This is a genomic window from uncultured Imperialibacter sp., from assembly GCF_963974565.1.
Classification (GTDB): domain Bacteria; phylum Bacteroidota; class Bacteroidia; order Cytophagales; family Cyclobacteriaceae; genus Imperialibacter; species Imperialibacter roseus.
On the sequence record NZ_CAXBCJ010000004.1, the window covers coordinates 164,045 to 190,562 of the forward strand.

The window sequence follows — 26,518 nt, forward strand, 5'->3', positions numbered from 1 at the left end:
GATTTAGAGTAGGTTACAATCCTTGCATTTTCCAGCCGTCTCGGTAGTCTCTGCGAACAAACTGGTTAGCTTCATCAAAATTAGTGATTTTCATGTTAGGGCCATCCCATAGGAGCTTGATAAAGCGACCTGGGTAGTCAAACTGGTCGTCTCTGCCACCTGGTCTTTTCTTCTGGATGTCATAGCTTCTTATCGCCAGGTTACCCATCAGGATGCTCTCCGTCATAGGTCCGGCAATATCAAACGGTGAGCTGACCTCCATTTTACCATACCCTGCGATACAAGCCTCCACCCACTGGAAGTAGTGACCGGTTTCAGATCCTCCCGGGACTCTCGCTATCGTTTGAGGCACGTTCACCTCTTTTGTTCTTGAGGTTGGAAGTAGTTGTGGGTTGATGCCATAGGTGCTACACATCATTTTTCCTTTGCTGCCTACCATAATGACACCGTTGCCACCGTCACCCATCATTTCATTTGGCCCGAGCTCCTCAGGTCTTTCCGGTTGAATACCGCCATCCATCCAGTGGAATTTCACGTCTGGCTTTCCACCGGGGCCAGGGAAATTCATAATGACATGAGATGAAGGAGGACAGCTGTCTGGGAAATATCCTCTCTTAAACTCGTCAACATATACACTACCAACGCTACACTCAACAGAACTAGGGTAGCCAAGACCAAGCGTGCGGAAAGGAGGCTCGATGATATGGCAGGCCATGTCTCCGAGTGCACCAGTGCCGTAGTCCCACCAGCCACGCCAGTTGAATGGTACTAATTTGTCAACATAATCTTTTTTAGGAGCTGTGCCGAGCCACAAGTCCCAGTCGAGCTCTTTTGGTATTGGTGCACTTTTCGTTGGCCAGGGAATGCCCTGAGGCCACACAGGGCGGTTGGTCCAGCAATACACTTCTGTGACGTCTCCGATAGTGCCTGCGTTGTACCATTCTCTCATTTGGCGTACGCCATCGCCAGACGATCCCTGGTTACCCATTTGAGTAACAACTTTGTATTTGGCCGCTGCTTCGGTGAGCATTCGAGCTTCATAGATATCGTGGGTCAACGGCTTCTGCACGTATACATGCTTACCCATTTGCATGGCCGCAAGTGCCTGAACTGCGTGTTGGTGGTCAGGGGTTGACACTGATACGGCATCGAAGTTCTTCCCTTCTTTGTCGAGCATTTCCCGATAATCTTTGTAGTATTTTGCTTTGGGGAAATTCTTTCGGGAAGTCTCCGCTCTTCGGTCATCTACATCGCAAAGGAAGGCGATTTCAGCCTTGCCACTTTTTGCAAAATTGGCGATGTCACTCGTGCCTTTGCCACCGGCGCCGATGCCTGCTACGAATAGCTTATCGCTGGGGGCTAGGTGGCCTTTGCCGCCTATTACGTACCGTGGCACTATAGTAAACGCAGCACCTGCTATAGCCGCATTTTTCATAAACGTTCTTCTAGAAGTGCTTCCTGAAGCTGGGGGTGTTATTTTTTTGTGGGGCATTTGAGTATAATTAGAGATATCACAATTTTTCAATTCCTTAATATAATCAAAAATGGTTCTTCACAACGGTTTTATTACAAATGGGGCGTTATGAAATAATGAAGGGATCATAAAAGAGATTATATAAGGGGGATTGGAAGGCAGGTGTAATTTAATGATAGAGGAATAAACAAAATTTGGACAAAATACGTTATATTAGTGGACAAATTACCCGAATATGAAAAAGCCAAGATACGAGCTCAAAGATGACAAGCCAATGGAAGTGAGTGAAGCTGCTCTCGCATACTATGCCCTGCCGGGTAAATTTTCTCCCGGAGCTATTCTGGGCTTAGCTAATGATCAACTTATGGAGCCACTTCAAAGAGTTGCTACCTTTAGGAAAGGGCTGAGCAAAGGTTCTTTTGATAGATTGAAGCAAGTGACAGGCCTCGATTACGAGAATATGGCCAGGGCTTTATCGGTGTCCTCAAAAACACTTCAAAGAAAGGACGTTTTTGATTTAGTACAGTCCGAAAAAATGTACGAATTGGCTACACTTTACGCCAGTGGTATTTCTTATTTTGGGCAGGAGGGCTTCAGAAGATGGATGGAAAGGCCGCTTTTTAGTCTCGGCAATATAAAGCCTATTGACCTCATAGACGTTTCGGAAGGCGTTGATCTACTCAAAAATGAGATAATGCGAGTTCAGCATGGCATTGCTATATGACTATCTATCGAATTGCCAGGACTGAGTTTTGCGACATGTCTGGTGAGGGCGCCAAGATTTACGGGGGACGCTGGAATAGACAAGGTTTTGCGGCCCTTTACGGAAGTAGTTCTGTTTCCTCAGCCTTGCTTGAAAGGCTTACGGTCGATAGCGAGCTCTTTTCTTCGGAGCGCTATGTCTTATACTCGGTGATGGAGCTTGATTGCCCTGATGCGATGGTTAAAAAGTATGCAGCCAGCGATTTGCCCGAAGGATGGGATGCAATTCCACACAGGAGTGTTTCAGAGGAGTTTGGTAGTCAACTTTTAACTGGTGGTTTATTGTGTTTCGGCGTGCCGTCAGTCGTGGACAAAAGTTCTTTAAACTTTATTATCAATCCAATGTCAAGAGATTTTGATAAAATTGACGCAAGGATTCTTCCATTAAGCCTTGATCAAAGGATTGTTCGTGGCTAATGACAGGATAGTACGCCTTGCTAAAGCCCTCTTAAAATAGGCCGGGTCAAACAAGTGGGCCCACCACCACCCTTTACGCTGATTTCCTGACCTTTGTAGGTGATTACTTCGCAGCCAGCTTCTTCGAGTCTTTTTTCTGTTTTTGGATTTCCCTCTACCATCAGGCATTGACGGGGAGCCAGGGCCAGCACATTACAACCCATGGAATCAAACTCTTCTTCCGGCACTTCCACTAAATGAAAGCCTCTTTCTAAAAGCAGATTTCGGAATGCAATAGGCATCAGTGGCGAGTACACAACTGCCAGGTCTTTGTCAACCGGGCTCAATATCGACATCAGGTGAAAAACGTCGGAAGGCCCTCTGTAATGTGGTAATTCAGCTACAACCACCTCAATACCTTTCGGTTCAAGCATCGCTTTTAGCTGAGCAATGCCTTCCAGATTGGTTCGGTAGGTGTGTCCTACGGCGAGGGTTTTGTTGTCGAGCCAGGCTACGTCTCCGCCCTCCAGTGTGCCGGGTGCTATGATTTCACCCAGAATAGCTATGTCATTGTGCACAAAGAATTTTTTTTGTGCTTCAGGCTCCCTGGAACGGGCTTCTTTGCCCATACGGCAAATGATCATCCCGAAGTCGGTGGCTATAGACGCATCCCGGCAGTAAAGCGAATCGATAGACAGCCCTTCGCCGCTATGCAGCCGAATGAGTTCGGTGCCGCAAGCTTTCAGCACTCTTTCAAACTTCTCATATTCTTCGTTTGCAAGAGCGAAGTCCGGCTTTTGCAGATAGTTTAATGCCCGCCATTCCTGGTGTACTTTTGCTTCGCTGATAAACGCTTGCACGGCAGGCTTGATGACTAATTTTGTAAGCTTACCAAATTCCGAATGGGTAGTTTGACTCATATCTCTTTTGTTCTGTTAATGCTAACATAAATCGGGATGCCTAACAATAGCGACACAAAACCCCAGGCAATGCTCTCCTGGCCTGCACCAATCATTGCCCACATTCCGTATGCAAATGCGAGCAGACCCAGGCAAATATCCCAAAAACGTTTTGCTGGAGAAACATCCTGGTTTCGGTTGACAATCAAAAAAGACGCTGCTGAGAAAAGATAGGGTACAAGGACTGTAGTGGCAGTTAAAAGGATGAGGAACTCAAAGGCACCGGCCATTCCCCTGGAGTAGTTCATTACCAACAATATCGAAACGATTACACTTCCGATGATGAGGCCAACAGCTGGGGTGCCGTTTTTATTTACTTTGGCAAATACTCTCGGGAAATCGCCATTTTTTGCTGCGGCGTAGGGGGTTTGTCCCTGAAGCAGAATCCATCCGTTCAGCGCCCCAAAAGTAGATATCAGTGCCCCAATCGTGATGAGGTAACGGCCAGGATCTCCCCAAATCAACCCTGCGGCATCGGCGAACGGGGCGTTGGAATGTTGAAGCTCGGAAGGGGGGATCATTCCCATGAGGGCAACCGAACTCAAAATGTAAACCCCTGTGGTAATCAAAGTGCCAAGCATGGTAGCTTTTGGAACTGTGATCTCCGGGTTCCGGGTACTTTTTCCGGGGATAGTTGCTACTTCCAGCCCCATGAACGCAAAAAGAGTGATAGTGGCGGTGGTGGTGACTGCGCTGAAATTACTTGCCTTGCTAATGTTGAAAGGGTGAAAATTGCCAAAATCGACATAAAACAAACCGGCAATAGTTACCAATAATAAGGGAGCTAGCTTTAGCACAGTGGTGATTAGTTGCACATAGCCAGCTTCTTTTATGCCAAGGGTATTTACCCAGGTGAGCAGCCATACGACAGCCAGGCTCACTGCCAGGGAGTAGCTGGAATTATCGGCAAGCTGGGGGATAAGCACCGACAGGTAGCTAACGAAGGCCACCACTATGGCAGCGTTGGTAGCCAGTATGGATATCTGGTAGCCCCATGAAGACAGAAAACCTGCAAAATGCCCCAGGCCTTTGGTGGCATAGGTGTAGGGCCCACCATCTTCATTAGGGAATCGCCGACTGAGTCGGACAAAAACGAGAGCAAGAAAAAGTGCACCAATGGATGAAACCACCCACCCAAGCAGGCTGATTGCCCCATAGGCAGCCAGGGCTACAGGCAGGAAGAAAATACCCGAGCCTATCATATTGCCGACGACGAGGGAAGTAGAAGTCCAGAGCCCTATTTTCTTTTCTTGCGACATAAGTGGGTCATATTGATAGGCAAGTTAGTTGAATAGGATGCGCAGCCCCGGATTCCGTCGAAATTAGTAAAAGATGAAGGTTAACCAAACCCATATTGAGTAGGCGAGGCCGGCAGCAAGAAATCCCACACCCAACCACCTGTATTTTACGAAGCTCAGCCACATGTACACGCCAGTTAGTACGAATATGAGCAGGGCCAGGCTGGCGAGATCCATCAGCAGGACATACAAGCTATAGGCAGGCGAACCACCATATTTGTGCAGCCTATGGTAAGCCGTGATGCTTCCCATGGTGTTTCTATCAGATACTTTGACGGTTGCTGTGGTATGGGTGCTGTCAAAGTAAACGATCGTTTGCCGCAGCATACTTTGGTATTCGTAGTAAGTGGTGCCTTTGTTTGTCCAAGAATTGTGGAAGCGGCCGCTTATTTCCAGTTTATTTTTTAGTTGTTTGTACAGCTCCTCATTGCTCACTTCCGGCTTTTTCATGGAAATGGTCTTGATGTCAGGCGCAGGCTTCTCCTGATCAAACCATTGCGGGTTGTTCATCAGGTAGCCGGTGACAAAATACATCACCAGAAACGTGATGGTGATGAAGGCAGCATACATATGGATCTGCCTGATAAGTTGATAGAGGTTTACCCGGCGAGCCATAAATAGGTCATTAGAATAAAGGACATAGAAAGGCTTCCGATAAGCCAAAAGGCCGAAGATTTCGACCTCGATTTGCTGATCCACCAAAGGTAGATACCACTAAGCACCCAAAAGAGCAGGGAATACACGGTCAGGTCCTGATAGAGCCCCCAGCCGTTGATCCACCAAGGCGCCCCGGGGATTTTCTCATGAAGTCCATGAAGTCCTTTTAGCCTCGATATAAACCTCGTGGAGTTAGTGGTAAGCTCAATTTCCGGTATGCCCCAGGTGCCGGTCATTCGGAAATCCCTGCCGAGGTTGCGCACATTCACGAGAAAGCCCGATGAGTCTATATGTGACTCCCACGGGATGAACCAGCCCATGAGTTGGAGAGAGTCACGAAGTGCCTCACCCAACTCCCGTGGGGTATTAAAGCTCTCTTTGTTCAAAGTAATGGCTAGTTTCTCGGATTTGACCGGGGTAAACTCCTCTTTTAATGAGATATGGTTGAAACTGAGAGAGGACAGTGCGAAAATAAGCAGGTAAGGTGTGCAAAAAAGCCCCAGGTAGACATGAAACTGCAAGAGGTAATTTTTCACCCTCATAACTACAGCTTGAAGAATATCTTCCTTTGGTAAAGCCAATAGCACAGGTACCAGGTGAAGACCCAGGCCGCCAAAGCCGTAAATAAGGCTTGCCAATGTTCACCTGCGCCGAGCAAACCGGTGAAGCCGCCAGCGAAGACTGCCAGGGTCTTATTGAGCCATTGGTGGCCAACCGTTTCAAAAAAAAGGTAAATGAATATGGAGTTCATTCCCACCACAGTGGCTACCAGTACCGCCCGTTGTCTTTTCTTGATGTCGACCCACCAGAAAAGCCCGGCCACAATAAGGACCACCCAGCCAGCAGAGGCAATGGTGAACGAGCTGGTAGCGATGCGCTTAATAATGGGCGTGATGCCTGTCCAATCCATGGCAAACCCGACGAGTAAAAAGCCAAGTCCGGCAAGGAGAAGCCATTTTAACTTTGTTGCACTTGGCTTGTCTTCCATCAACCATTTACCTATCAACACGCCCCATATGGTGTGTGCAGCTGTAGGGATGAAGTTGATTGTGACCCATCCGCCTTTGTTAATTTTGCCCATCAGCACCATGTCCATAAAATTGCCGAAGTTGCGCTGATCAACGAATGGCTGGTCGAAGCCTGGTATTAAAACGAAGCGATACAGAATTTCCGTGAGCATCAGCAACCCAATGGATATAGCGAATTGGAATGCAAATGACTTCCTAATAATCAGGTAAGCAATAAGTGTGGTTACCGACAGTTGGGTCAGCACATTCCAAAGCTCCCAAACCAGTTTGCCGCTGTACACACAATGCAGTGCCGTACCGGCTATCAGCAACTTGAGGCACCTGATAAGTATGTGCTTCCAATTGTCTTCCCAGCTAATGCCCTTCCTTTCTTTCTGCAGGTAAGAAAGGTACATGGCCGTGCCTGCCATGGTCATGAAAGCGGGTTGTATCAAGTCCCAGAAGCGGAGGCCGTTCCACGGGTGGTGGAAAAACTGGAGCATGATATAGCTGCCGAAAAAACTTTCCGGGCTTAGCTCGTGGATGGAGTCCCATACCCGACAAGCTTCGCCTGCAAGTAATATCATTATTAGCCCCCTCATAACATCGAGAGATACCAGTCGCTGGTTTGCTAGTGCGGGCGTTGACATAGCTTAATTCAATTTGTCAAGGATGTGGTTGATAGCTTTTGGTGTCTCGCTGATGGCCTGCCCCACGCTGTCGGTAAGTGATTGCTCGAGGGCTTGCTTTGCAGGAAGTGCATCCATTCCAAATTCTTCAAGCACGTTAGCTGCATACACCCGGGTAATCGCTCTGGGAGATTGCAGTTCGGAGACGCAGATATCAAGCGCTTCTTTCTTAACTCCCGATTTGTAAAGGGCTTCAGCGACAGCCAGCCGCACACTTGCCGAGGGATCTTTAGCCATTTTGAGCAGAGCGGCTTTTGTTTCGGGTGATTTGTCCTCCAGTATCATGGTGCCGGTAACTGCCCAATACCTTACGGCTGCGTTGGGGTCATCAAGCCTCTTGATCAACTCAGGCAGCGCAGAAGGATCACGCATACTTGCCAGGTCGGCGGTTTCAATCACGTAGTCCATCCGGAAGTCTTTGCCTCTCACATAGTCGAAGACAGGCTGCACTTCCGATATTTCGGCCGTCATTGGCTCCGGCAGGAAGTTGGCATCGCTGATCTCTTTTACCCACTTTAGGTTTTCATTGCGAAGCTCCATCAAAGTATTAGCATATGCCGGGTCTGCTGCCAGGTTGTTGATGTTGTCCGGATCTTTTGCAACGTCGTAGAGTTCTTCGGCAGGCCTTGGCAGCCAAAACCTTGATTGCACGTCATTCAATTCACCATTTTTAAAAGCCTTTTCCCACGAAGGCATAGAGCGTGCCAGCCATAGGTAGTAAAGGTGCTGGCCATTGGGCTTGTGAGGCATGTAGTTCCTGATGTACCTGAACTGTTTGTCTCTCACACTTCTTACCAGATCAATTCTCTCATCCATTCTTCCCCGGTAAGCATGGGCATATTGCTTAGGTTCCGCCTGCTGGCTACCTAAAAACGGCTTGCCCTGCATATAGTCAGGCACTGTAACGCCTGCCAGACTTAGAACGGTTGGGCCAAAGTCCACAAAGTTAACCAAACGATCAATTTTAGAGCCTGCTGCTGATGGTGCCAGGTGCTTGTACTTCTCCGGGAAGTTGATAATCAAAGGGATGTGAAGTCCTGATTCGTACATGAATCGTTTGCTTCTGCCCAGCACTCCGCCATGGTCGGAGTAGTAAAAGACAATGGTGTTTTCGGCTTCACCACTCTTTTTCAGGTCGGCCAGAATGCCAGCCACTTGAGAGTCCATTTGCTGTATACGGTCGTAGTACTGCGCCCAGTCGTGCTCCATGTCTTTGGTGCGGGGATGGTACGGAGGCATCGGGACCTTCGTAGGATCATGCTTCAACTCTCCCCAGGGAATCGAATCATGGATTTGACTTTCATGAGTAATGAAAATATTCTGTACGTGGAAGAAGGGTTGGCCTGGCTGCCGGTTCAGGTAAGTCGCTGTGTTGCTTGACTCGTCCCAACATTCAGGTTGATCTACTGTATTGTAATCCTTCTTTGAGTTATTGGTGGTGTAGTAGCCGGCATCTCTTAGATAGTTAGGAAAGAAACGCATGTAGTCCGGTATGGGGTAGGGGCTGCGCATAGGTAGCGTGCCAAGGGAATTGCTATACATGCCTGTGATGAGCGTCGACCGGGAAGGGGCACACACTGGTGTGGTGGCAAAGGCGTTAGTGTAGAGAACGCTAACGGCCGCCAGGGAATCGAGAGTGGGAGTGGTAGCGAAATCGTCGCCATAAGCACCAATAATGGGGCTATTGTCCTCACTGACAATCCATAGTATGTTGGGTGGGGTTAGTTCTTCTTTTTGCTCGCATGACCAAAAAAGACTAGTCATTAGGAGTAGGGTAATTAGGCTGCCTGGCTTTGCTTTATCAGCTAACATAGAGGTGTAGGTGTAGTTACAATCCAAAAGATAGCAAAAAGAAATTACAGGGTGGCCTGAAGATTGAGAAACGGCAAACACGATCCGACGAATCACTCCGAAAATAAAAAGAAAAAGCCGGGCAAATATGCCACGGCCTTTATCCCTACCAAACTTAAATTATTCGTTTGCGCCTGATTCAGGCTTAATTTCCTCTGCCTCTTCTAGGGGCAGCAGCAGGAGCTGCAGCAGGGGCACCGCCTCCATTGCTATCACCACCGTCACCACCATCTTTCAGGTCGTCGTTTTGAATGGATTTTCTTCTGCGCTGTGGGCCATCAGTAGTTATTTTACCAATGCGATAGCTGAAGTTCAACGAGAAGCTTAGGTTATTTCTGATATCGACACTGTTTTGTACGATGATAGGAGTGATGGTTTCGCTCTTCACTTTGAGCTTGGGGTTCAGGAAGTTTTGCACGCCAAGGCCAATGCTTCCACGCTTGTTGTTGAAGTCTTTCTTCACGCCCAGATTGTACATCCCAAACCCACCTCTGTAGCCCTGTAGCTCAGTTCTTCTCAAACGGAAAAAGCTAAACATCTGCAAGCCATATCCGTTGCCCAGGTCGTAGTTTCCGAAAAACCGTCCACTGATCACAATACCCGTATTACTGGCATTGTAAATGGGGTCAGGGTTATTGTTAGAAAGCACTGCATAGTACACATCTGAACCACCATTCAGCATTAGCTTTCCAAAATTGATATTGGCGGAAAGGTTGATGCCGTAAGCATCTTCCTGGCCGATATTCTGGTAGGTGGTTCTGATGGTGTCGCCTCTTACATCACGCACGCTACTGATGGCGCCAGTGGTGTTGCGGACGAAAAGTGCTGTCTGCACAGAAGACCTTTTGAAGTAGGAGCTGTAGCCCAATTCATAGTTGTTGGTGTATTCAGGGTCTAGTTCGGGGTTTCCAATTGAGATGTTCAACGGATTAGAAGCTTGTATGTTAGGGTTCAGAAACCTGATAGATGGGCGTTGTATTCTTCTGTTGTATCCCAGTTTTACCATGTTGCCGTTTTCCAGTTTCTTTGACAGGTTAACGCTTGGCACAATAACACCGTAAGATGGAATGTCGATGTCACTTTCAGTCTTGGTAAAAGCGGTTATAGTAGTGTATTCGTATCTGGCGCCTGCTTTCACGCTGTAGTTTTTAGGCAGGGTGGCAGTGTACGACAAATACCCTGATGTAATTCCCTGTCTGTAATCCAGGTTGTTGTTGAGTGTAGTCCCTTCCAGCTGCACGTAGCTGCCATTTTCACCATCGGCGCTGAGGTAAGTGTAGTCGCTAACAGCGGTTCTCATGATTTGCTTGGCGCCATATTCAACTAGCTGTTTGTCACCAATAGGGCTGGTGTAGTCAATTTGCAAAGTGGTTTCTTCGTCATAGCTGTCGTTGAGGTTTTTTAGCCTGGTCAACAGTGTTTCATCGTCTACATCGTAATTGTAGTTAGTGAAGTCATTTGTTCGGTCGTTTATACTCCACATACCCATGATGGTCAGTTCTTTCTGAGGCTTATCAAATACGTGAGTGTATGCCAGGCTTACATCAATATTATTCGATAAATCCTTTGTTGTAACATCCTTTAACGTTTCCCTAACTAAAACACCGTCCTGAAAAGATTGGCTGGTTAGGTCGTCCTGAGTGCCCCTGCCATTTCTGGCTCCCAGCTGTACTGATCCGGTCAGATAGTTTTTCTCATTGAAGTCATAATCAAGTCCAAAAGTGTATCGTCCAAATAGCCTGTTGGAGGTGGTGCTCGCTTCCTGGGTGGTAAAGGTTTCTACACCGTTGCTGATGGTAGTTTGCCTGTTTTCAAAACTACCTGTGGTGTTGTACTCTGACCTGCCGAAGCCACCCAGCGAAAGTCCCAGCTTCTTGGTTTTCAAAGCTCCATTCAGCCCCAGGTTTGAGCCTCGGTAGCCCACCCCTGTGTTGAGGTTAAGTGTGGCGCCCTGCAGGTTGTTCTTTTTGGTGATGATGTTAATAATTCCCGAAGTTCCTTCTGCATCATATTTAGCTGAGGGAGAGGTGATAACCTCAACTGACTTTATTTCGTCTGCGGGGATTTGCTTTAAAGCATCAGCAATATTGGCTGCCATGATTGCTGACGGCTTGTTGTTGATTAACACCCTAATGTTTTCATTGCCACGAAGGCTCACGTTGCCGTCCATATCCACTGAAAGCATTGGCACACGTCTTAGCACGTCAGTAGCGTTGCCGCCTCTCGTGGTCGCATCCAATTCGGCATTGTATATAGTCCGGTCGACTTTTTCTTCCACCATGTCACGCTGGCTCACGACGGAAACTTCCTGCAGTACCTCGGTGGCAGATCCCAGCTTGATAACGCCAAGATTTACCTTATCTTTTTTGTCTTCAACAGTGATGCCTTCAATTACCTGCCTTTCATAGCCGATGAAAGAAATAGCTACGTTGTACGTACCAGGTTCAACCTTTGAGATTTTGAACTGACCTTTGTTGTCGCATACAGCGCCGTCGATGGGCTTGTCCGTCGCAGGGTCGATAAGCGAAACCGTGGCAAACTCTACTGGCTGATTTGTTTCAGTGTCCAGTACAACTCCCTCAATTTCGCCGTTTCCGGCATCAGTTGCGGCTGCAGGCATGCTTCTGTAGCTGGCCTCCCCAGGAGCCTGCATAGGCGTATTGCTTATTGCTGCCGGCTGGGCTACGGCAAGTCCTACGCTGCCAATTGTAAACATGATGGTTAGAAGCTTTTTCATGCTAAGGATCCTATTTGACTTTATGTTGTATGTTAGTTTCATTACTTCACTGATTTTTTGTTCAGGTATGCCTGAAATGTTTCTTTATATGCGTCTGCAATCGTGATACCCACCTGTCCAATGACCACTTTGTTTCTTTCTATCAGGTCAATGCGGTCTAGTCTCACAATAAAAGACCGGTGTATTCTCATGAATTGTTGAGATGGAAGCTGCTCTTCCAGAGATTTCAAGCTCATCAGTGTCATGACGGGCCTTGTTTGATCCTGAAGGAATATTTTTGCGTAGTCTTTCAGCCCTTCGATATAAAGCACCTTCTGCAAGTCGATTTTTACCAGTTTATATTCTGATTTGACAAAAAGGGCATTGGGATCGGTTTCCGAGCTACCGCCTGAAGTCACCGATATCCATTCTCTGGCCTTATTTGCTGATTTCAGAAACTCCTCGTAGTTAAATGGCTTAAGCAAGTAGTCTATTGCGTCGACTTTGAAGCCTTCCAGAGCGTATTCTTCGAACGCTGTTGTGAAAACGACCTTGGGGCCATTTTTCAAAGATCTCGAAAGTTCCATGCCAGTAAGCCCAGGCATTTGAATATCGAGAAACAGTAAATCTATTTTTTCAGCGGCTATTTTTTCCAAGGCCTCATACGCACTACTGCATTTTCCAGCCAGCTCGAGAAAAGGCGTTTTTTCCACGTAGCTCTCAATAAGGTTGAGTGCCAATGGCTCATCGTCGACAATCAGGCAGCGGATCTTTTTCATAGCTTAATTTTTAGCTCTGTTTTGTAAATGCCGTCCGCTACATTATGCTCAATGCTGTATTTACCTGCATACATCAAGTCCAGCCTTTTTTCAAGATTGACCAGCCCTATGCCCGAACCACTTTTGTCATCGATAGTTTTGGGCAGGTTAGGGTTTGCAACTGTAAACGTCACTTCGCCCTCTGCCATTGCCAGCTCAAACTCAATGACTCCTTTTGCAGAACCGCTGGCCCCGTGTTTGAAGGCGTTTTCCACAAGTGGAAGGAAAAGAAGTGGGGTGATGGTGGCACCCTCCTGCACCTTGCTAAAATTCTTTTTCACCTTGATGTTAGCCGGAAGCCTTATCTCCATCAGGTCAATGAACTTCTCCAGAAACTCCACTTCTTTTACTAGTGATACTTTGCCTTCCTTGGCCTCGTAAAGCATGTAGCGCATCAGCTTGGCCAGGCTGTGAATAGTTTCCTTCGCTTTTTCAGGAGAACTGTCTACAAGCGAGTATATATTGTTAAGTGAGTTGAAGAAAAAGTGAGGCTGCAACTGATACTGAAGATAGGTGAGCTCTGAATGCAATTGTGCATTTTCGGAGTTTCTCCTTAGGTTTTCAGATTCAATCCACCTTTGCGTCATCCTCACTGCCATGCTAAGTCCAATAGTGATGATGGCCGTGATTGACTCCCAGTAAACTGAGAATATTTTGAAACTTGATGAGTGAGGCCGATCATGGCTTTCAAAAAAGATTTCTCTGATTTGACTGTGTAAAAAAATGCAGACTGCCACTAGCAGTATGTTGGAAACAATAAATCGCAGCCCTTTTCTGTCGAAAATGAATTTTTCAATAAAGATGAAGTAGTTTACATAGAAAATGATGACGGAGAATCCCATTGGCGCCCAGGTTCTGCGTGCCACAATGCTTATGTCGAGTGTGTCGCCATAAAAAACGAAGACGGGAAAGAAAAACAGAATGAACCATACTCCAAAATGGAGGAGTATTCTCAAGTTCTTTCCGTTGGTTTCTATTATTGCCATGCGATGATTTTTACACTGATGACAGTGTCAACAGCCTATTAAACATACAAAGATGGCTTAGAGTTGGCCTGTAACATTCACTAATGGACGTAGGGAGGGAATTTGAGGAAGAATGGCTGATTTTTGAGGATGGTTTTCAAGCAATTCCCTTAAAAAACGAAAGTGAAGCCCGTTTCCAGACTTCACTTTTCAAATTTTCAGGACGGGAAATGTGGGAGTGTTAGTACACTCTGCCTATCATCTCATGTTCTACAATGGCTCTTTTCAACTCGAGGAAGTCGACTTCTCCCTGGTGCTCGTACACCACTTTGCCTCCCGGCTCCACCAGTGCTGTGTAAGGCAATGCGCCGTCCCAACCGTCACCAAACGCCTCAACCATAGCATAGTTGTCGCCGCCTGTAAATAGGTAGTTAGGCACTCCTGATTCTTTTTTGTCAAGAAACTCGAGCACTTTGTCTCTCTTTTCTGGCTTATCGGCCGAGATGGATACAAATTCGAAATCACGGGCGCCATACATGCGCTGAATAGCAATGAACTCGGGGTACTCGAGCATACAAGGGCCGCACCAGGTAGCCCACACATTGATAAGTCTTAGCTTTTTCGAGTTGTCATTTTTTAGCAAAGTTTTGATTCCAGCCAAATCGATGTCTTCAACTTTTACCTCTCTGCTGTTCCAGTCCTTGTCCACCCGCTCTCTCATGTCTGTTTTCCATCCCCACTTTGTGGAGCAGCCGAAGACTTTTGTAACCGGCTCAGCAATAGGTTTTCCTTCAAGGGTAGCGTCTATGGCAGCCCTAAGATCCTCTGAGTTGGTGGTGCCGGGCTTTTCTACTTTGTCAAGACGACCATTGTAGGTCAATACTCTGTTGCTGTCGAAAACGAAAGCGTGAGGAGTAGCCACCGGGCCATATTGCAGAGAGGCTTCTTCAGTGTCGCCGTCGTACAGGTAAGGAAAATTGTAATCCATATAGTCGGCTCTGAGTTGCATAGCCGTATAGTCGTCGTTCAGGTCGGTGTACCCTAGTTCTTCGTAGAGTAGTCCCATAGGGCTGTTGGGCGAAATGGCTATCAGCTTCACACTTTTGCCTTTGTAATCGTTTACAACAGCTTTGATACGGTCCTCGTAGGCCTGGGCAGTAGGGCAGTGATTACATGTGAAAATGATCACAAGCACACTGGCCTCACTGAAATCATCAAGGGTGTAGAACTTTCCATCAACACCCGGTAGGTTGAAGTCTGGTGCTTTTGCTCCTATTTCCAGCGTTGTTACTTCTCTTTTGGCGATGAACTGCGGGTTGGCAACAAAAGCGGGCTTCATTTCACCCGATGCTTCCGTTTCAGTGGCTTCGGCACTTTGGCTTTCATTTTTATTGCTTTGGCATGCAGAGAATATTGTGGCGAACACAATAACGGCAGCAAATGAATTCTTTAGAATTTTCATAGTTTCAATAATAACAATATTAGGACGGTTTCGTGTCTGTCGATTTTTCGAACTTATCAATAACTTTGGCCAAAGGCAATGAAATGTGATGGTAGGAAGAGAAAATCATTGGGGAATGGGCAAAATACCCCCTAAACAGAAAGAGTGGACAAACGTCCACTCTTCATTTTGATTATGTAATAGTCCACCGATTTTTTAGCTCTCTTCTTTTTTGAACACGTCGTTGAACTCCTTTTTTACATTGTTGACAACCGTGGTTGCATCTTCTTTGATGCCATTCCAATTGTCTTTTGTTGCCTCTTTCACGTCCTCCAGTTTGGACTGAAGCTGCTCTTTTTGATCATTGAGTTTTTCTTTGAGCGTTTCGCTTTCTTCATCCATCTTGTCCTTCAAACCGTCGAGCTTCTCATCCAACTCGTCAATCTGATTTTCAATTTTGGCAGTAAGCTTCGCCTTTTCAACTTTGATCTTATCAGTCGCATTTTCTACCGCTTCTGTTGCATTCTCTTTCATGTCCTCAGCCTCTTTTTTTGAGTTCTGGGTACAACTAAAGAACAACATCGACAGTATAGCTGACATCAATACACCTCTTAGAATTTTCATAGTTTTTAATTTAAAATTTATAACTGGTTACAACTAGTTATAGCGTTTTTAAAACTATTTTGTTTCATTCATGAGCGTAAGTGTCTGATTTTTAGGGGATAACGAATGGGTGGTTTAAAGCTTTTTCCAGCGTTCCACTGTGTTTGGCACGGGATCAATTGTTTGCAAATATTCGTAAATGGCCCCTAAGTCCTGCTCGGTCATGCCAGCGTACATGGTCCATGGCATCACAGTTTGGAACTCGCCTTTTGCCATATCTACATCAGGTAGCACGTAGGTGGTGTCGGTGTAAAGCTTGAACCGCTGGATAAAGGCAGCTTTTGTCCACTTGCCTATGCCCGTTTCGTGTGGGGTAATGTTCATGGACGATACCATATAGCCGTTGCCCATGTTAAATTCAAAGCCGCCCGCAAAAAGCTCACCTACCACTGTTCCGTTTTCCTGCTTGGTGTGGCATTCGGCGCAGCCTGCGGCATTTGCCACATAGGCGCCATACTCGACTACATTTTTTGGATCTGGCATTTTTTTAGGGCTGGCTGCCGCTGGCATGGTGTTGATAATGAAATTGACCGGAAAATCGGCAGCAGACGGGTCCGGGTCAAATGCTATTGGAGAGAGTGAGCGGACGTAGGCGATAATCGACTTAATATCCTCTGTGTCCATTTTGCCATAGTATTTGTAAGGCATGACTGGGAAGAAGGCCGTTCCATGCTTGCTAACGCCTGTTGTAATGGCTCTGAAAATTTCGCCGTCCGTCCAGCCTTCCAAATGATGAGGTGTGATGTTTTTCGAAACAAAACGACCCGGGAAGCCAAAGCTCTGATCAAAAAGTTCACCGCCTCTGCCTTCTGTGCCAGGTATAGGAGGTCCGGCAAATTTGCTCCAGTCACGTGTGGAGTGGCAATCGATACAAACGCTCACGTGGTTAGCGAGGTAGCGGCCTCGTTCAATTTGCTGTTCGGTGCCTTCAACTGATATCTCGGGGGCAGGCCCCACGTCAGGAAGTGCAAATTTCAGGTAGGACAAGCCTGACGCAATTATCAGGATTAACAGACTGATGACGATAATCGTCACCTTTAGAATCTTATTCATATTAGATAGAGTTGGTTAGCTTACAAAAATGTCCAAGGCTGGAAAAGCATAAAAAATTGTCTCCAAAATACGACATCGGAAATTAAAAACGAAAGGGTATCGAACCGATTGCTAGCTAAGGAACATTTCCTGCATGGCTTTCCAAAGCTTTCCTTTTAGTGCAATGGCTTGTTCGAGGGCAGCCAGGCTATCGGAGGCCAGGTACTGCTGGCCATCTCTTTTGATAACGGAGTATTTAGAGGTAGAGACCGGCAACTCCACGCCGAAAGAGAGCACCTTGCTGAAGGAAACTGTTTGCGCCGGATTGGCTTTGTAATCCGATTCGCTGATGAGCACAGCACTTCTCAGGTCTATGCTAACTGCCGCTGTGATTTTGGTCAGCAGCTCTTTCTGCGACGCTTCGAGTGCCTGAAAAGGTTGTTTGAGAATGATCAGCGTGTTTTGTTTGGGAGCGGCTGCTTCAGCCATTGCGGCTTTTGTCTCCTCCGGTTTTGTGGCCTCAACAGGGGCTGGCTTTTCTGCCGGAGCCTGAGCACTTTGCTTTTCACCAATCAGGTAAAGCTCTTCAGTAAACAAAGCTTTCAACGAAGCCGGATGGAGATCAGCGCCCATAGTGATTTAGCTTAGGTCTTCAGGTTTTAACTTAAAAATAGACTTCAACTCTACGGCATCCTCAGGCTTCATCCTTTTTGCCAACACCAGCCTCAGCTGACGGCGGCGAAGGGCACCTTCGTAGAGTTCCTTTTCAAATTCCGTTTCTGGAGTCAACTCCGGCACATCAATTGGCCGGCCGGTTTGGTCTACAGCCACAAAAGTGAAAAAAGCCGTGTTGCTGTCAATTTTTTTATTGCCTGGGATGTCTTCTGCTGTCACCTGGATATATACTTCCATCGACGAGTTGAAGGCTCTTGTAACTTGTGCTTTAAGCGTCACAACGTTCCCCAGCCGAATCGGTTTGCCAAACGAAACGTTGTCGACGGAAGCTGTTACCACTATGCGGTTTGAATGCTTTTGTGCCGCAATGGCGCTTACTATATCCATCCAGTGCATCAGCCGACCTCCCATGAGGTTGTTGAGCGTGTTGGTGTCGTTGGGCAACACCAGCTCTGTCATGACTACTTCCGATTCCTTTGCACTCTTTGCTTTTTTTGCCATCTCGTTATTTTTTGCCCCAGCCATGCTCGCCCAGTAATGGCACAAAGCTAAAATTATCGAAAGTTTCTTTCACCAGTTTGTTGCCTTCTTTTTTGGTTATCCGAATCATTTTTTGGCTTTTGTCGTCACCCACAGGTATCACCAGCCTGCCTCCCGGCTTTAGCTGCTCAACAAGTGCGGTGGGAATTGTGGGCGCTCCGGCCGTGACTAAAATAGCGTCGAATGGAGCAAAGTTAGGCATGCCCTTCGACCCGTCTCCCTGAAAAAAATGGGCCTTATATCCCATGGAGGGGAGAAACTTACGAGTTCTCTCATAAAGCACTTTGTTATATTCAATGGTGTAGACTTCAGCGCCAAGCTCCAATAAAATGCAACACTGATAGCCAGATCCGGTGCCAATTTCCAGGACTTTACTTCCTGGACCTGCGCCCGTTAGCTGTGTTTGAAACGCTACGGTGTAGGGCTGAGAAATGGTTTGGTCTTCCCCAATGGGAAAGGCTTTGTCCTGATAGGCGTGTTCTACAAAGGCGTTGTCGAAGAAAAAGTGGCGAGGTACTTTGCCAATGGCGTCGAGCACCATTTTGCTCTTAATCCCTTTTTCAATTAACGTATTTACAAGTCCTCTTCTTAGCCCTTTGTGCCTGTAGCTGTCTTCCATTCTGATGGCAATTTAATTGAATTGACAGTACGGGGCACAGAAGGCGATCAGTTTTGTTCATTACTTTTGAAAGATATTGGAAAAGGCTACCGTGGGGAGCTTCTGCCAGTTAAATTCGCTGGATAATTAATAATTGAGATGTTTACAGGGATTGTTGAAACTACCGGGAAAGTAGAGAAGATAGAAAAGTATGGATCCAACTATACTTTCACAATCGAAAGTGCGATTAGCCCCGAGCTAAAGATTGATCAGAGTGTGTCTCACAACGGTGTTTGCCTGACGGTGATTGGCGTTGCCGGTAGAGCGCATCAGGTTACGGCTATCCACGAGACAATGGAGAAGACGGCGCTGGGGTTGCTAAAAGAAGGCGACCTTGTTAACCTGGAAAGATGCATGCTGGCCAATGGTCGGTTCGATGGTCATATAGTGCAAGGCCATGTTGACCAGGTAGGCGTTTGTATAAGCAGAACAGAAGAAGACGGCAGTTGGCTGTTCGATTTTAAGTATGATGACGCATTGGGCAATGTGACTGTCGAAAAAGGCTCTATTTGCATCAATGGTGTAAGCCTGACTTGTTTCAACTCAAGAAAAGGGGAGTTTAGGGTGGCTATAATTCCCTATACTTTTGAGCACACAAATTTCAAAAATATCGACAAGGGTACTAATGTTAATCTTGAATTTGATATTTTGGGGAAATATATTCAGAGAATAATAAAAGGATACTAATCGACCTGAACCTTCAACCTTAAGAATTTACTATGGAAGTTAAATGCATGGTAGTGGATGACGATCCGCTGGCGAGAAAGCTGGTTAAACACTACATTGAAAAAACGGAATTTCTGACGTTGAGCTATGAGCTTGCCAATCCGATTGAAGCCAAAAACATACTGGTGAAGGAGGATGCTGACGTCGATTTGCTGTTTCTGGATATCCAAATGCCAGAAATGTCGGGGCTCGAATTAATGGAGTCGCTGGATAAATCTTACCAGATTGTTTTCATCACTTCCGAAGAGCAGTATGCTGTTCAGGCATTTGAGAATAGTGTAGTCGACTACCTCGTAAAGCCTTTTGAATACCCACGTTTTTTGAAGGCCGCCACTAAAGGCAAAGAGAATATTGAGACACTTCGCAGGTTTGTAGAAAAACAAACCCACGTTTTTGTGAAGTGCGATGGCAGGCTTGTGAGGATTCAGCTAAGTGACCTGCTGTTTGTAGAAGCGCTGGCTGATTACGTGATCTTCAACACCAAAAAAGGAAAGTACATTGTTCACTACACAATGAAAGGTATAGAAAAGCGGCTCCCCACCACCTCCTTTGCCAGGGTTCACAGGTCGTACATTATTAATATCGACAATGTGGATCATCTTGAGGAATCGAATATCATGATAGGTGATAAGAGTGTGCCGGTAGGAGCTTCTTACAAAGAGAAATTCATCAAGAAGCTAAACATGCTTTAGTCTGCCTGTTTTCCTCCCAATCAGATAAATGGTGTAGGCTGCGGCAATACCCACAAGGGCTCCCACAAGTACATCGCCGGGGTAGTGCACGCCAACGTAAATCCTGCTATAAGTCACTACTGCGGCCCAGACGTACCACACAAAGTGCCAGTAGGGTTTTCCTGTGTGCAATAGACTGACGAACGTGGCCAGTGCAAAAGTGTTGGCTGCGTGTGAGGAGGCAAAGCCAAATTTCCCTCCGCATCCGTCAACCAGATGAACCAGTGAGGCGATAGCGGGGTCATGGCATGGCCTCAGTCTTTCGAAAAATGGCTTCATAAGGCCAGAGGTCAGCTGGTCGGCTATCACAATGGTGAGCACTATGGCAAGTATTGACCAAACCGCCTCCTTTTTTTGCTGGTAGATTAACCAGGCAATGAGAGCAAGGTAAAGCGGAATCCAGGTATTTTTTCCAGTTATCAGCAGCATGGGGCCGTCAAGCCAACTGGCATAGTGCGAGTTGAGCCACAGGAAAAATTGTTGGTCTAACTCAATTAGCCAGTTCATAAGCCCAACCAGTTAACCCCTTTCTTAAGGGACAAAAGCGTGTCATGTTCTGGTGTACCTGCCTCAGGCTGGTGGTTGTATTCCCAGCCAGCCAATGGCGGCAAGCTCATCAATATCGACTCAATACGTCCATCTGTTTCTAATCCAAATTTTGTACCCCTGTCGAGCACGAGATTAAACTCCACATAGCGGCCTCTTCGCAGCATCTGCCAGTTTTTCTCCCGCTCACCATAAGGCTGCGAGCTATTGCTGGCCATAAAGTGCGTGTAGGTAGGTGCAAAAGTGTTGCCCACGTCTTGTACGAACTTCCACCGGTCATCCATCGAAATTCCATCCTCTGCTTTCAGATGGTCGAAGAATATCCCACCGATGCCACGGGTCTCGTGGCGGTGCTGCACATAGAAATAGTTGTCAGCCCATTCCTTGAACTTTGGGTAGTAAGCCGGGTTGTGCCTGTCACAGGTGTTTTTGAGTGCCTGGTGGAAATAGAGGGCGTCGTTGGGGTTTACATAGTGTGGGGTGAGGTCGATGCCGCCGCCAAACCAGCAAACGCCGTTGCTCATTTCAAAGTACCGAACGTTCATGTGAATGATGGGTACAAAAGGATTGGAGGGGTGGAGTACGATGGAAACGCCGGTAGCGTAGAAATCTGCATGGTCGAGGCCAAAGGACTGAAGAACTTTTTCGGGTGTTGGGCCCCATACCGCTGAAAAGTTGACGCCTCCTTTTTCAATTACTTTTCCATTTCTTATCACCCGTGACCTGCCACCGCCGCCCCCAGGCCTGTCCCAGGCATCCTCTTCAAAGGAACCAGTGCCATCGGCTGCTTCCAGTGACACACAGATATTATCCTGTAAGCCTTTGAACCAATTTGTAATTTCTTCTTTTCCAGGCATAGCTTCAACGATATCAATTCAATGGCAAATATAGGAGAACCACAAAACTAGAACGGGTACCCGATTCCAATATTCAGAATAGTCTGCTCTTTTTCGCCAAATGGGAAGTTGGTCAGCAGTTTGTCGAACACCCATCTTTGTCCGGGAGGTCTTGCAGGATCATGTATCTTTGCTCCCGCATCGAGCCTGAGGATAAGGAACGAAAAATCAAACCTCAGGCCAAAGCCAGATCCAACTGCGATTTCTTTAGCAAATGAGTCAACTTTGAACTGGCTTCCGGGCCTGGTGACGTCATCTCTTAGCGTCCACACGTTACCTGCGTCAATGAAAAACGCCCACGATACAAAGCTGAAAAGCCTTCTGCGATATTCAACACTTGTTTCTAGTAAGATTTCTCCTGGTTGTTCGAAGCTGTAGTCGTAGAGCCCGTCTTTTTCCGGGTTGTCGTTGAGTGGAGGCGTGTAGGATCCTGGGCCAAGCCGCCGGGGGCGCCAGGCTCTAATACCATTGCTTCCGCCAGCAAAGAAGTACTTTTCATAGGGAAGCACGGTGTTTATCCCGTAGGGCACAGCCACCCCAACGTTGAAGCGGTAGGCAAGATCGTGCTTCGATGATAGGTTGGTGACCTTTCGAAAGTCAAAATTGGCTTTAGAAAATTGGTAGTACTCCAACCGGTCACTAATGAGATTGTCCTCATTGAAGAACCAGAGTGAGTTTCCGCTGCTTTCGACAAAAATTCTGAAAAAGCTGGCATTCCCTTTAGTAATACCATAGCTATTGTTGTTGACCGCCATCGAGAAGCTGGTGCTTCCAACGTAAGATGGGTTAAAGGAATTGATCAATCGGTTGCCTCTGTCGGCGTAGTCTTGAAGTAACTCTTTGAATTTGTCGTCCTTCAACTCCGAGTCAATAAAGCTGATATCGGCAAGGGTAAGGTTGAACAGGTGTTTATTGTCCTTTTGCCAGATGTATGCCCAGGTCGAGTTAAAGTTGGTTCGTTTGTACTCACGCCTGTCGGTAACGGTAGTACCTACCAGCCAGCGTGTTCTGGGGTTGAGCCGCCCCTGGTCTCGTCGTCTGCTCCAGGAGGCAGGTGTGATGAACTGAGGAAAAGTTAAGGCAAGATTCCCTCCGTACTCCTTGCTGGAATACACATCCTTTACATCGGATGGTGATGCGACGCCTTCGATACCAAACCTGCCAGACAGTTCCAGTATTTCAAGGCCCTTGAATACATTCCTGTCTTTGATATTGGCGTTGACAAAGGGTCCGGGAAGTCCCTGGCTTACATTGACACCAAACTCTGTTGAGGTTTGGAACTTTTGAAGAGGGCTGGTATAGATATTGGCGATGAAATGAGTACCTACGGTGTCGTAGTTGATGTTGACAAACTTGAAAATATCGAGGTTGGCCAATTGCTTTTGCGTCTCGAAGGTGTTGGCCCTGCTATACATACTATCCGGGTAGATGAAAACCCTCCAGTCAAGTATTTTTTTGTTGTATCGCTCCTCATAGAAGCTATAGTTGACACCATGATAGATCCTATTGCTTCGCTTCTCACCGGGGATATTGATATTGGCATCAGTAATGAAGTTTACAGAGTCGATGACAAATCTTTTGTGGTCATGTTCCTTTACAGGTGATTTCACTGCGATTTCGATGAGGACCTTTTTGCCGCCCAGGCTTGCCGTGTCCACCTGAAAAGAAATTAATTGCTTATTGAATCTGTAGTAGCCCTTGTTTACAAGAGATTCATAGACTCTCTCCCGTTCACTGGCCAGCTCCTTTTGGCGATATCTGTCGCCCTTCACTAACAGTGATTTATTCTCTGAGTTAAGTACAATGTCCTTGATCTCATCGTCGGGTATGCCGTAAAATATCGAATCAATAACATAGGGCTTGTTTCTTTCAAGCTCATAGGTCACCGACACTAGTTTCTCCTTTTCTTTCAGCGATGAGGTAACTCCGGCATTGAAATACCCCTCCGACTGAAGGTAGGATACAAGCTGTTGCTCTGTTTGTTCTCGCAACTCTGGCTTGAAAACGGCGACTTCCTCACCCCACCGCATGAATAAATTGCCTTCCTTTAAAGTTTTGTCAATTTTAGCGACCTTCTTGAGCTTTCTTGATTTAAGAAGCTCTGCTTTTTTTGGCTTTTTTTTGTCTATTGCTTTGGCAATCTTGGCATCGTACCTGGCAATGGCACTTTCTTTTTTGCTTTGATACTTTGCTGAATCGTACCTGTGTTGCCCCCAGTAGTAGACATTCACATATAGAGACCAGGGGAAAATGGGCGTTCGCCGATTGGGCTTTTGCTGAAATTGGGCTTCGAGTTCATCTATATTCAGTCCCTTGGCATTTTCTATTGATTCTTTGTAAAGCAGCTTCTCGTCTTCTTTAAGGTACCGCAATCCCAAACACCCCGACAAAGTGCCCGAAAAAGCAGCGGCAATAATGGTTATAAATACTAATTTGCGGATTGAAGCCGTCACGGGAATGATTTCGAAAAACAGGGCAAAATTCATTAAATCACTGCAATTAAAAAAATTCAGAAAGCAGGAGGGGCTTTTTGTGGTAGAGGGCGGTAAAAGTGTGCTCGAAGTTTTGCAATCAAATTTCACGCTCATAGAGCTGTATGTAACCTCTTCCTTTTACGCAGAAAACGAATTTATTCTAAAACTGGCACCTATTCCGGTAGAAATAGTTTCGGAGCGGGAACTGGAAATGGCCAGTGGTTTACAATCCAACAATGCTGCCTTGGCTGTTGTTCAAATGCCAGCTTATCAGTTTGAAGAACCAGTTGCCTCGGAGTTTGCCCTTGTTTTAGACGACGTGAGGGATCCCGGTAACCTTGGCACCATCATCAGGATAGCTGACTGGTATGGCATCGGCAAGGTATATTGCTCTCCGGAAACGACCGACCTGTTTGCAGGGAAGGTGGTGCAGGCATGCATGGGCTCGCTGACCAGAGTGAAGGTTTTTTATACAGCGCTGAACACCCTGTTGGAGGGGTACGAAGGGCCTGTGTACGGCGCCCTTTTGAATGGGAAGAACATCTACGACGAAAGATTCGATCAAGGTGGGCTTATTGTGATGGGCAATGAGTCAAACGGCATTTCTGCTGGCTTGCTACCGCTGGTGAGTCACCCTATTACCATTCCGGGGCACGGTGGTGCCGAGTCGCTCAACGTAGCTGTAGCTACTGCCATAGTTTGCGACAATGTACGCAGGCCAAAGAGCTAGTTGGCTGCTTTTACATTGATAGCAAAGGCCCGTGCCGGGTTGACCCGCAGCAGTTGGTCTATGTCTTTTTCTGAAAAATCGTTTTGCTTCAAAAGAGGAATGAGCTCATCAAAAATGGCTGTGAACGGCTTGAAGTCACCTCCGTTCAATTCACCCGGGCTGTACCAACCGGCGTCGTGGGAAATAAGCACTTTGTCTAAAAGACCGTTTTTCTTGCAATAGATGAGTCGCTTCAAGTGTTCTTCCACATCCCAAACTACCCCGTCAAAACTGATCCAGGCACCCAGGTCATAGGCTTTGTTGTAGTAAGTGAAATCAGTTTCGATCTGGGCGTGCACCCAAATGAACGCAGATGGATCAACACCTTCGGCCTTTAGCAGGGCGATTTCTTCCAGGGCAGGCAGTGCCGGGCCCGTGTGGGAAGCGATGGTCATTCCCGTGGCCAGGTGTGTGATGGCAGCCGCCCGAACGAGTTTTTGATCTACAGTGGAAAGTGGCACGTCGCTATTGACGCTGATTTTTATAAAACCCGGCCGGACGCCCGATCCCTCAATACCGTTTTGGAATTCGTCGATCCATCTTGTGGCCAATTGTTCCGCCGTTTCCGTGAAAGCATGCTCAGGCAAGTACTTATTGCCGACAGCTCCATAGTAACCGGTGTTGGTTATGATGGTCAGCCCCGACAGCTCACTGAGCTCCTGCAGCAGCCAGGGGTCTCGTCCCAAATAGGCAGGGGTGCAGTCGATGAAGGTGTTGACACCTCTTTTTTTGGCATCCACCAGAAAGGGAAGTGTTTGGGCAATCACGCTGTCCCGGTCCCATCGGTGGTAGCCAACACTGTCGGCTCCAATAAAGTCGACCAGGATGTGTTCGTGGATGAGTGTGGTTCCCATTTCGCTGGGAGTCATTTTGCCGTTGACTGAAATGACCTCGGGCTGTTGAGTAGCCGGATTGCAATATGACAAGGCAACCAGAACGGCGATCGATAAAAGGGAATAGAGTCTCATCAGAAAAAGCCTTTACTTTTTGCAGCAGCGTCTTCAATCAGCGCTTCTGCGTCTTTTTTGCCCAGGTATCGGTCGATGAAGTAGTGGGCAACATAGAGCAGAGGCGTGAGCAAGATAGCGACGCTGAATTTGTAGATGTAGTTGATGGTGCCTACTGCCGCAAGCTGAGAGAGACTCCATCGACCACCTTCAGGAGCGAGGACATAGAAAGCAATGCCCAATACCACGAAGCTATCGATGAACTGGCTGACGAGTGTTGACCCGGTGGCCCTGAGCCAAATCATTTTTGATCCGGTTACTTTGCGAAGCTGATGAAACACATAGACATCGAGCAACTGGCCGATAAGGAACGCCACCAGTGATCCGATGATGATACCAAGCCCTTGCCTGAAAATGACTTTGAAAGCATAGTTGATATTGAATGGATGCCCTTCATTGTCGGTGCCGTTGACATCGAGCCAGAAGGCTGCGGGGTCGAGCAGTGTAACCAGATAGATGACCAGAAAAACGTAAGCGATAAAGCCGGCCGTCATGTAGCTGATCCTCTTCACGCCTTGTTTGCCAAAGTATTCGTTGATAATGTCGGTGGTGATGAAAACCACCGGCCAGATCACGGCACCTGCAGTCAGGTTGAAGTCGAGCACAAAGTCGCCAAAGAGATGAATTTGTGCCGGGGGCAGTCCGAAGGTGCCTTCGGCTGAGAAAATTTTGACACCAATCATCTCTGCGACGACGGCATTGGTGAGAAAAATGCCGCTCAGGACGATAAAGAGATTGGTTCGTTTGTTGTTGAGTGTTTGCTCCATT

The 26,518-nt window shown here is 47.0% G+C and carries 26 protein-coding genes; 5 read left to right on the forward strand and 21 right to left on the reverse strand.

Annotation, left to right across the window (positions count from 1 at the left end; all coding sequences use genetic code 11):
* Positions 1-13: 13 nt before the first annotated feature.
* A complete protein-coding gene (locus AAC052_RS07355; RefSeq protein ID WP_317491100.1) occupies positions 14-1,435 on the reverse strand; it encodes a Gfo/Idh/MocA family oxidoreductase in 1,422 nt (473 codons plus the stop codon).
* Between the two features lie 274 nt (positions 1,436-1,709).
* Here AAC052_RS07355 and AAC052_RS07360 point away from each other — a divergent pair, with 274 nt between their 5' ends.
* Complete coding sequence (locus tag AAC052_RS07360; protein ID WP_317491101.1) at positions 1,710-2,198, forward strand: antitoxin Xre-like helix-turn-helix domain-containing protein; 489 nt, start codon at positions 1,710-1,712, stop codon at positions 2,196-2,198.
* Positions 2,195-2,653, forward strand: coding sequence for an RES family NAD+ phosphorylase (locus tag AAC052_RS07365; RefSeq protein ID WP_339812170.1), 459 nt, complete (start codon positions 2,195-2,197; stop codon positions 2,651-2,653). Before AAC052_RS07360 ends, AAC052_RS07365 begins: the two co-directional genes overlap by 4 nt.
* Before the next feature lie 20 nt (positions 2,654-2,673).
* Here the strand turns inward: AAC052_RS07365 and AAC052_RS07370 are convergent, their stop codons facing one another.
* The 15 genes from AAC052_RS07370 to AAC052_RS07440 form a co-directional block, all read right to left on the reverse strand.
* Positions 2,674-3,552 carry an arginine deiminase family protein gene (locus AAC052_RS07370; RefSeq protein WP_339812172.1) on the reverse strand — a complete coding sequence of 293 codons (879 nt, stop codon included), beginning with the start codon at positions 3,550-3,552 and terminating at the stop codon, positions 2,674-2,676.
* On the reverse strand, positions 3,549-4,850 hold the full coding sequence (locus AAC052_RS07375) for an amino acid permease (RefSeq protein WP_317491104.1): 1,302 nt from the start codon (positions 4,848-4,850) through the stop codon (positions 3,549-3,551). Before AAC052_RS07375 ends, AAC052_RS07370 begins: the two co-directional genes overlap by 4 nt.
* A 63-nt stretch (positions 4,851-4,913) precedes the next feature.
* Entirely contained in the window at positions 4,914-5,504 is a 591-nt protein-coding gene (locus tag AAC052_RS07380) for a PepSY-associated TM helix domain-containing protein (RefSeq protein ID WP_317491105.1), read from the reverse strand.
* Positions 5,489-6,088 carry a hypothetical protein gene (locus tag AAC052_RS07385; RefSeq protein WP_339812177.1) on the reverse strand — a complete coding sequence of 200 codons (600 nt, stop codon included), beginning with the start codon at positions 6,086-6,088 and terminating at the stop codon, positions 5,489-5,491. The genes AAC052_RS07380 and AAC052_RS07385 overlap by 16 nt, the downstream gene beginning before the upstream one ends.
* Before the next feature lie 2 nt (positions 6,089-6,090).
* Positions 6,091-7,140 carry a DUF5009 domain-containing protein gene (locus AAC052_RS07390; RefSeq protein ID WP_339812178.1) on the reverse strand — a complete coding sequence of 350 codons (1,050 nt, stop codon included), beginning with the start codon at positions 7,138-7,140 and terminating at the stop codon, positions 6,091-6,093.
* 66 nt (positions 7,141-7,206) lie between these two features.
* Positions 7,207-9,006: a sulfatase-like hydrolase/transferase gene (locus tag AAC052_RS07395; protein ID WP_339812179.1), complete on the reverse strand. Its 1,800-nt coding sequence runs from the start codon at positions 9,004-9,006 to the stop codon at positions 7,207-7,209.
* Positions 9,007-9,238: 232 nt separating this feature from the next.
* Positions 9,239-11,830, reverse strand: a complete 2,592-nt coding sequence (locus AAC052_RS07400) for a TonB-dependent receptor (RefSeq protein WP_317491109.1) — start codon at positions 11,828-11,830, stop codon at positions 9,239-9,241.
* Between the two features lie 41 nt (positions 11,831-11,871).
* Positions 11,872-12,588, reverse strand: a complete 717-nt coding sequence (locus AAC052_RS07405; protein ID WP_339812182.1) for a LytTR family DNA-binding domain-containing protein — start codon at positions 12,586-12,588, stop codon at positions 11,872-11,874.
* Entirely contained in the window at positions 12,585-13,613 is a 1,029-nt protein-coding gene (locus tag AAC052_RS07410; RefSeq protein WP_317491111.1) for a sensor histidine kinase, read from the reverse strand. The genes AAC052_RS07405 and AAC052_RS07410 overlap by 4 nt, the downstream gene beginning before the upstream one ends.
* A 220-nt stretch (positions 13,614-13,833) precedes the next feature.
* Entirely contained in the window at positions 13,834-15,054 is a 1,221-nt protein-coding gene (locus tag AAC052_RS07415) for a redoxin family protein (protein ID WP_339812183.1), read from the reverse strand.
* 195 nt (positions 15,055-15,249) lie between these two features.
* Positions 15,250-15,657, reverse strand: a complete 408-nt coding sequence (locus AAC052_RS07420; protein ID WP_339812185.1) for a hypothetical protein — start codon at positions 15,655-15,657, stop codon at positions 15,250-15,252.
* Between the two features lie 114 nt (positions 15,658-15,771).
* Positions 15,772-16,749: a c-type cytochrome gene (locus tag AAC052_RS07425; RefSeq protein ID WP_317491114.1), complete on the reverse strand. Its 978-nt coding sequence runs from the start codon at positions 16,747-16,749 to the stop codon at positions 15,772-15,774.
* 111 nt (positions 16,750-16,860) lie between these two features.
* Positions 16,861-17,361, reverse strand: a complete 501-nt coding sequence (locus AAC052_RS07430) for a hypothetical protein (protein ID WP_317491115.1) — start codon at positions 17,359-17,361, stop codon at positions 16,861-16,863.
* 6 nt (positions 17,362-17,367) lie between these two features.
* Positions 17,368-17,904, reverse strand: coding sequence for an acyl-CoA thioesterase (locus tag AAC052_RS07435; protein WP_317491116.1), 537 nt, complete (start codon positions 17,902-17,904; stop codon positions 17,368-17,370).
* Positions 17,905-17,908: 4 nt separating this feature from the next.
* Entirely contained in the window at positions 17,909-18,562 is a 654-nt protein-coding gene (locus AAC052_RS07440; RefSeq protein WP_339812190.1) for a protein-L-isoaspartate(D-aspartate) O-methyltransferase, read from the reverse strand.
* A gap of 138 nt (positions 18,563-18,700) precedes the next feature.
* Between AAC052_RS07440 and AAC052_RS07445 the strand changes: the two genes are divergently transcribed.
* A complete protein-coding gene (locus tag AAC052_RS07445) occupies positions 18,701-19,288 on the forward strand; it encodes a riboflavin synthase (protein ID WP_317491118.1) in 588 nt (195 codons plus the stop codon).
* A 32-nt stretch (positions 19,289-19,320) separates the two neighbouring features.
* A complete protein-coding gene (locus AAC052_RS07450) occupies positions 19,321-20,019 on the forward strand; it encodes a LytTR family DNA-binding domain-containing protein (protein ID WP_151999832.1) in 699 nt (232 codons plus the stop codon).
* Here AAC052_RS07450 and AAC052_RS07455 read toward each other — a convergent pair.
* Genes AAC052_RS07455 through AAC052_RS07465 form a run of 3 tightly spaced genes read right to left on the reverse strand, consistent with a single transcriptional unit; the run spans position 20,005 to position 23,986 of the window.
* On the reverse strand, positions 20,005-20,565 hold the full coding sequence (locus tag AAC052_RS07455) for a phosphatase PAP2 family protein (protein ID WP_339812194.1): 561 nt from the start codon (positions 20,563-20,565) through the stop codon (positions 20,005-20,007). The two genes, AAC052_RS07450 and AAC052_RS07455, sit on opposite strands and share 15 nt — an antisense overlap.
* Positions 20,562-21,461, reverse strand: a complete 900-nt coding sequence (hemF, locus tag AAC052_RS07460) for an oxygen-dependent coproporphyrinogen oxidase (RefSeq protein WP_317491120.1) — start codon at positions 21,459-21,461, stop codon at positions 20,562-20,564. Before hemF ends, AAC052_RS07455 begins: the two co-directional genes overlap by 4 nt.
* Before the next feature lie 47 nt (positions 21,462-21,508).
* Positions 21,509-23,986 (reverse strand): BamA/TamA family outer membrane protein, encoded by a 2,478-nt coding sequence (locus tag AAC052_RS07465; RefSeq protein ID WP_339812196.1) that lies wholly within the window; start codon positions 23,984-23,986, stop codon positions 21,509-21,511.
* Between AAC052_RS07465 and AAC052_RS07470 the strand changes: the two genes are divergently transcribed.
* Positions 23,958-24,704, forward strand: a complete 747-nt coding sequence (locus tag AAC052_RS07470) for an RNA methyltransferase (protein ID WP_339812198.1) — start codon at positions 23,958-23,960, stop codon at positions 24,702-24,704. The genes AAC052_RS07465 and AAC052_RS07470 overlap by 29 nt on opposite strands.
* Here the strand turns inward: AAC052_RS07470 and AAC052_RS07475 are convergent.
* Both AAC052_RS07475 and AAC052_RS07480 read right to left on the reverse strand, forming a co-directional pair.
* Complete coding sequence (locus AAC052_RS07475; protein ID WP_339812201.1) at positions 24,701-25,711, reverse strand: phosphotriesterase; 1,011 nt, start codon at positions 25,709-25,711, stop codon at positions 24,701-24,703. The genes AAC052_RS07470 and AAC052_RS07475 overlap by 4 nt on opposite strands.
* Complete coding sequence (locus AAC052_RS07480) at positions 25,711-26,517, reverse strand: queuosine precursor transporter (RefSeq protein ID WP_339812204.1); 807 nt, start codon at positions 26,515-26,517, stop codon at positions 25,711-25,713. The genes AAC052_RS07475 and AAC052_RS07480 overlap by 1 nt, the downstream gene beginning before the upstream one ends.
* Between the last annotated feature and the right edge of the window lies 1 nt (position 26,518).

Bases quoted from the DNA above. Each gene is read 5' to 3' on its own strand.
- AAC052_RS07355 (WP_317491100.1), bottom strand. From the start codon at position 1,435: ATGAAAAATGCGGCTATAGCAGGTGCTGCGTTTACTATAGTGCCACGG.
- AAC052_RS07360 (WP_317491101.1), top strand. From the start codon at position 1,710: ATGAAAAAGCCAAGATACGAGCTCAAAGATGACAAGCCAATGGAAGTG.
- AAC052_RS07365 (WP_339812170.1), top strand. From the start codon at position 2,195: ATGACTATCTATCGAATTGCCAGGACTGAGTTTTGCGACATGTCTGGT.
- AAC052_RS07370 (WP_339812172.1), bottom strand. From the start codon at position 3,552: ATGAGTCAAACTACCCATTCGGAATTTGGTAAGCTTACAAAATTAGTC.
- AAC052_RS07375 (WP_317491104.1), bottom strand. From the start codon at position 4,850: ATGTCGCAAGAAAAGAAAATAGGGCTCTGGACTTCTACTTCCCTCGTC.
- AAC052_RS07380 (WP_317491105.1), bottom strand. From the start codon at position 5,504: ATGGCTCGCCGGGTAAACCTCTATCAACTTATCAGGCAGATCCATATG.
- AAC052_RS07385 (WP_339812177.1), bottom strand. From the start codon at position 6,088: ATGAGGGTGAAAAATTACCTCTTGCAGTTTCATGTCTACCTGGGGCTT.
- AAC052_RS07390 (WP_339812178.1), bottom strand. From the start codon at position 7,140: ATGATATTACTTGCAGGCGAAGCTTGTCGGGTATGGGACTCCATCCAC.
- AAC052_RS07395 (WP_339812179.1), bottom strand. From the start codon at position 9,006: ATGACTAGTCTTTTTTGGTCATGCGAGCAAAAAGAAGAACTAACCCCA.
- AAC052_RS07400 (WP_317491109.1), bottom strand. From the start codon at position 11,830: ATGAAAAAGCTTCTAACCATCATGTTTACAATTGGCAGCGTAGGACTT.
- AAC052_RS07405 (WP_339812182.1), bottom strand. From the start codon at position 12,588: ATGAAAAAGATCCGCTGCCTGATTGTCGACGATGAGCCATTGGCACTC.
- AAC052_RS07410 (WP_317491111.1), bottom strand. From the start codon at position 13,613: ATGGCAATAATAGAAACCAACGGAAAGAACTTGAGAATACTCCTCCAT.
- AAC052_RS07415 (WP_339812183.1), bottom strand. From the start codon at position 15,054: ATGAAAATTCTAAAGAATTCATTTGCTGCCGTTATTGTGTTCGCCACA.
- AAC052_RS07420 (WP_339812185.1), bottom strand. From the start codon at position 15,657: ATGAAAATTCTAAGAGGTGTATTGATGTCAGCTATACTGTCGATGTTG.
- AAC052_RS07425 (WP_317491114.1), bottom strand. From the start codon at position 16,749: ATGAATAAGATTCTAAAGGTGACGATTATCGTCATCAGTCTGTTAATC.
- AAC052_RS07430 (WP_317491115.1), bottom strand. From the start codon at position 17,361: ATGGGCGCTGATCTCCATCCGGCTTCGTTGAAAGCTTTGTTTACTGAA.
- AAC052_RS07435 (WP_317491116.1), bottom strand. From the start codon at position 17,904: ATGGCAAAAAAAGCAAAGAGTGCAAAGGAATCGGAAGTAGTCATGACA.
- AAC052_RS07440 (WP_339812190.1), bottom strand. From the start codon at position 18,562: ATGGAAGACAGCTACAGGCACAAAGGGCTAAGAAGAGGACTTGTAAAT.
- AAC052_RS07445 (WP_317491118.1), top strand. From the start codon at position 18,701: ATGTTTACAGGGATTGTTGAAACTACCGGGAAAGTAGAGAAGATAGAA.
- AAC052_RS07450 (WP_151999832.1), top strand. From the start codon at position 19,321: ATGGAAGTTAAATGCATGGTAGTGGATGACGATCCGCTGGCGAGAAAG.
- AAC052_RS07455 (WP_339812194.1), bottom strand. From the start codon at position 20,565: ATGAACTGGCTAATTGAGTTAGACCAACAATTTTTCCTGTGGCTCAAC.
- hemF (WP_317491120.1), bottom strand. From the start codon at position 21,461: ATGCCTGGAAAAGAAGAAATTACAAATTGGTTCAAAGGCTTACAGGAT.
- AAC052_RS07470 (WP_339812198.1), top strand. From the start codon at position 23,958: ATGATTTCGAAAAACAGGGCAAAATTCATTAAATCACTGCAATTAAAA.
- AAC052_RS07465 (WP_339812196.1), bottom strand. From the start codon at position 23,986: ATGAATTTTGCCCTGTTTTTCGAAATCATTCCCGTGACGGCTTCAATC.
- AAC052_RS07475 (WP_339812201.1), bottom strand. From the start codon at position 25,711: ATGAGACTCTATTCCCTTTTATCGATCGCCGTTCTGGTTGCCTTGTCA.
- AAC052_RS07480 (WP_339812204.1), bottom strand. From the start codon at position 26,517: ATGGAGCAAACACTCAACAACAAACGAACCAATCTCTTTATCGTCCTG.